We start from the raw sequence: 4,264 nt of genomic DNA on the forward strand, positions 1-4,264 counted from the left end.
AGTTCTTGTTTACGACAGAAACTAAATAAACAAGAAAACAACGCCAGAAAAGACTAAAATATTTACCTAAGATGACAATGATTGCTAAGACTGCCAGCCAACTCCAGCTCAATGAACAAGGTGAGCTCACTCATTTACTTACCTTAGAGGAATTGTCTAAAGAGCATATCTTTCACATCTTAGATACGGCTAAACAGTTTGTAGCAGTTAGTGAATCTGATCGTGAAGTAAAAAAAGTACCACTTCTGCCCTTCGTGACAACGGTTACTCTACCCATAATGACTTGAGAAATATCACCTGTATAACTAAGTTGGCTTTCTAAACTAATATAAGTTAAGACATTACCACGTAGTTTTTTAATAATTTTATAAAGGGCTGTTGTTGGCTCGGGTGGGGTTAATAGGCTTTCAAATAAACCTTGCGCTACTCTTCTGATAATGCCCTTTTTAACACAGTCAGCAAGAAATTTGGTAAAGGCTGGTGTATGGGCTTCACCTAACATAAACGCAAGTTCTGACGCATGATGAATGCCGCCTCCTGCCTTAACTGAGTTTGCAAAAACGTAAAGTAACTTTTCAGATTTTGTCATTTAGATTTACATAAAACAACTTAATACGTTATAAAGTGTAAACCTGTGGCCAACTATCTACAAGCAAAGGGTCAAAAATAAGCGGCAATTTTAATGGAGTTGTTCTAAAATCGGCATCATTTTGTTTTCTTGGATGTAAATTTATTATGCGCGCTAGTCGTTTTTTGCTTGCTACGCTTCGTGAAACTCCTGCCGATGCCGTTGTTATCTCCCATCAACTGATGTTACGTGCGGGTTTAATTCGCAAAGTGGGCACTGGTTTATATAATTGGCTGCCTTTAGGCTTACGCGTATTACAAAAAGTAGAAAGAATTGTCCGCGAAGAAATGAACCGCTCTAACGCATTAGAAGTGTTAATGCCTGTTACCCAACCTGCCGAATTGTGGGAAGAATCAGGCCGTTATGTGCAATATGGCGCAGAATTATTACGCTTCAAAGACCGTCACCAAGCTAACTTTGTCTTAGGCCCAACACACGAAGAAGTCATTACCGATTTAGCGCGTAATGAGTTGCAATCCTACAAACAATTACCTGTGAATTTTTATCAAATTCAAACAAAATTCCGTGACGAAATTCGCCCACGTTTTGGTGTCATGCGCTCACGCGAATTTATTATGAAAGACGCTTATTCTTTCCACGCTAATCAAGCCTCTTTGCAAGAAACCTATGATGTCATGTACGACACTTATTGCCGTATTTTTAGTCGTATTGGTGTCGATTTCCGTCCTGTTCAAGCCGATACTGGCTCAATTGGTGGTGATGGCTCACATGAGTTTCACGTGTTAGCCGAAAGCGGTGAAGATTTAATTGCCTTTTCTGATACCTCTAACTATGCCGCCAACATCGAAATGGCCGAAGCCATTTGCACTAGCCAACGCCCTGCTGCAAGCCAAGCGATGCAAAGCGTTGATACGCCCAATGCCCACAGCATTGCCGAAGTGTGTGAGTTTTTAAAGGTTGATGCTAGCCAAACTGTTAAAACCTTAATTGTACGCGGCAAAGCCGATGACAAAGGTCAATATGGTTTAGTCGCCTTAGTGTTGCGTGGCGACCATGAATTAAATGACATTAAAGCTGAAAAATTAGCTCAAGTTGGCTCTCCCCTGACCTTTGCTAGCGAAGCCGAAGTGTTAGCGGCTGTTGGTTGTAATGTTGGCTCTATTGGCCCACAAGGTTTAACTATTCCTGTGTTGGTTGACCGCTCTGCTGCTGCCTTAGCTGATTTTGTTGCGGGTGCAAATGTGGATGGCAAACATGTAACAGGCTTAAACTGGGAACGTGATGCGCAAATCACAGCCATTGTCGATATCCGTAACGTGGTTGCTGGCGACCCATCACCTGATGGTCAAGGCAAATTAGTGTTAAAACGTGGCATTGAAGTCGGCCATATTTTCCAACTTGGCAAAAAATACTCACAAGCCCTTAACTGTACGGTGTTGGGTGAAGATGGCAAACCGTTTGTCGTGACTATGGGTTGTTATGGTATTGGCGTGACTCGTGTGGTTGCTTCTGCCATTGAGCAAAACTACGATGAACGTGGCATTATTTGGCCAGATGCCATTGCACCTTTCCATATTGCTTTAGTGCCAATGAACTGGGCAAAATCACAACGTATTCAAGAAGAAAGCCAAAAACTGTATGAGCAATTAACTGCCGCAGGTTTTGATGTTTTCTATGATGACCGCAACGAAAGACCTGGTGTTAAATTTGCCGATGCCGAATTGATTGGTATTCCTCATCGTTTAGTGATGGGCGAAAAAGGCTTAGATGCAGGCACAATTGAATACAAAGGCCGCCGTGACAGTGAGTCTCAAGATATTGCTTATAGCGATTTAATTAACTTCTTAAAAGAAAAGATTAAAATCTAAGCATAAAAAAGCCGCGAATTTCGCGGCTTTTTTTTGAGGCTTGAAAAAATGTCCCTTCGACTACGCTCAGGGAGCATCTTTGCGTTGGTTAAGAGTCGAAACCAAGCGAATTAATCTCACCATTGTTGATACACACCTAAACCGAAGCCCAAACGATGTGCTTTATTGGTATTTAAATCATCTGCCAAATAATGCAAATATATATTTTTACTCTTTAACTCAACGCCTAAAGCCTGTGTTTGTGGCTCGATAATAAACCCTAATTGCCAATCATTTTTTAGGTGGTATAAAAATACTCCTTGCCACAATGAAAAACTTTGATTAAATAACCCTCTTAACTCGGTTTTATATAAATCACCTAATTGATATGCCAATATTGATTTACCATTAATTAATAATTTTTGCGTATATTTATCATCAATTGCCAACTGCCCTTCAATATTATGTGTAAATTTATAACATTGACAACTTGCATTATATTGTGTGGTTGGAATATCGTGCCAATATAAACGACCATAAATATCATTAATTTGTACTAAAAAATATGTTTTTGGATTAATTTGCCAAGCTAATTCAGCATCTACACTAAAACCTAATGCACTCGGATTTTGGGGATACCATTCTAACTGCTCCTCTTTTAATTGTGGTTCATCATAATAATAATTAATATCCATTTGCATATTATTGATATCTTTAACTTTAAATCCTTGTTGCTTAAAATTTACATTTCCTTCTAATTGACCGTCAGTTATTTTATAGCCTTTAAGCAAATTAATTGCTAAACCAAGTTTTAAATTGTGGCTAAAATCCTTATATTGCAACCAACGAACACCATAACTTTCACTGTATTTTGCTTTAATAAATAAAGGATAATCTTGCTGAGCAATAGGTAAGTAATTATTTTTATAGGCATGATAAATTTGTGCAGTTTGCTCACTAAAATCTAATAAATAATCATAACGCCATAATATACTTAATTGTCTATGTTTATTTTTAGTCGATATTTCTGCTCGACCTTGTAAAAAAGCTTTATCACCCTTTTTAAGTGTATCATCCCAATCATCGGTAAATGCCTTAATAGAAACAGGCTCTGCATAAGCATTTATATTAATATCTAAATTTAGATTATTTGCTAATGCCGATATGGGTAAACACAATAATACATATAAAAAGCGCATTTAACTCCCCAAATAAAAAGACGGTCAAAAGACCGTCTTTCTAAACGACATCAAAGATTATAAAAACTTAATTTTATCATCTTTAAATTTAACTACAGGTGCGCCATTAAGTTTATAAACCCAACCTTGCACAGTGCCATTGACTTTCAACTCCAATTTATTGGCATCACTAGTTGATTCTGCTACATCAATGCTTACGCCATTTTTGTTGCTTAATTTAACCGTGGTTTTGCCATTTTGTGTTGTGCCTGTCACATCAATTTTTTCTTCACCTGCACGCACAGTCATGGTTAAAGTACCATTTTGTTGGCCTGCATAATTAGCAGTCACTAAAGCCTCAATATCAGCGGCTGCATTACCCACTAATTTAATTTTGGTATTAGCGGTAATTGTACCTTTCACTTGATGAGTGGCATCTTCAGATAAAGTATCATCTGAATCAATTAATCGTCCAGCAATACTAGCTGTTGCTGATTGATAATTAAAGTTGGTTGGATAAACAGGGATATATTCACCCTCATTATCAACTTCTGTTCTTAATCCAAATCTTATCGACCAATAATTATTTAATACAGCAGACTTATATACATCTGCTATGTTTTGATTAGAGGAACAGTTACTATAAACAC

4 protein-coding genes are annotated in these 4,264 nt (G+C 37.7%); 1 reads left to right on the forward strand and 3 read right to left on the reverse strand.

Annotation, left to right across the window (positions count from 1 at the left end; all coding sequences use genetic code 11):
• Nucleotides 1-172: 172 nt before the first annotated feature.
• Nucleotides 173-589 (reverse strand): hypothetical protein, encoded by a 417-nt coding sequence (locus tag Q0212_RS15245; protein WP_297927094.1) that lies wholly within the window; start codon nucleotides 587-589, stop codon nucleotides 173-175.
• A 146-nt stretch (nucleotides 590-735) separates the two neighbouring features.
• Here Q0212_RS15245 and Q0212_RS15250 point away from each other — a divergent pair, with 146 nt between their 5' ends.
• Complete coding sequence (locus tag Q0212_RS15250; RefSeq protein WP_297927096.1) at nucleotides 736-2,457, forward strand: proline--tRNA ligase; 1,722 nt, start codon at nucleotides 736-738, stop codon at nucleotides 2,455-2,457.
• 116 nt (nucleotides 2,458-2,573) lie between these two features.
• On the opposite strand, the gene Q0212_RS15255 is transcribed toward Q0212_RS15250, so the two are convergent.
• Together Q0212_RS15255 and Q0212_RS15260 are read right to left on the reverse strand one after the other, a co-directional pair.
• Nucleotides 2,574-3,635, reverse strand: coding sequence for a hypothetical protein (locus Q0212_RS15255; RefSeq protein ID WP_297927098.1), 1,062 nt, complete (start codon nucleotides 3,633-3,635; stop codon nucleotides 2,574-2,576).
• A 57-nt stretch (nucleotides 3,636-3,692) separates the two neighbouring features.
• Nucleotides 3,693-4,264 (reverse strand): hypothetical protein (locus Q0212_RS15260; RefSeq protein WP_297927100.1); only part of this gene is annotated, 572 nt, incomplete at its 5' end.

It is taken from the genome of uncultured Agitococcus sp. (assembly GCF_937920075.1).
Taxonomy (GTDB): domain Bacteria; phylum Pseudomonadota; class Gammaproteobacteria; order Pseudomonadales; family Moraxellaceae; genus Agitococcus.

Bases quoted from the DNA above. Each gene is read 5' to 3' on its own strand.
- Q0212_RS15250 (WP_297927096.1), top strand. From the start codon at position 736: ATGCGCGCTAGTCGTTTTTTGCTTGCTACGCTTCGTGAAACTCCTGCC.
- Q0212_RS15245 (WP_297927094.1), bottom strand. From the start codon at position 589: ATGACAAAATCTGAAAAGTTACTTTACGTTTTTGCAAACTCAGTTAAG.
- Q0212_RS15255 (WP_297927098.1), bottom strand. From the start codon at position 3,635: ATGCGCTTTTTATATGTATTATTGTGTTTACCCATATCGGCATTAGCA.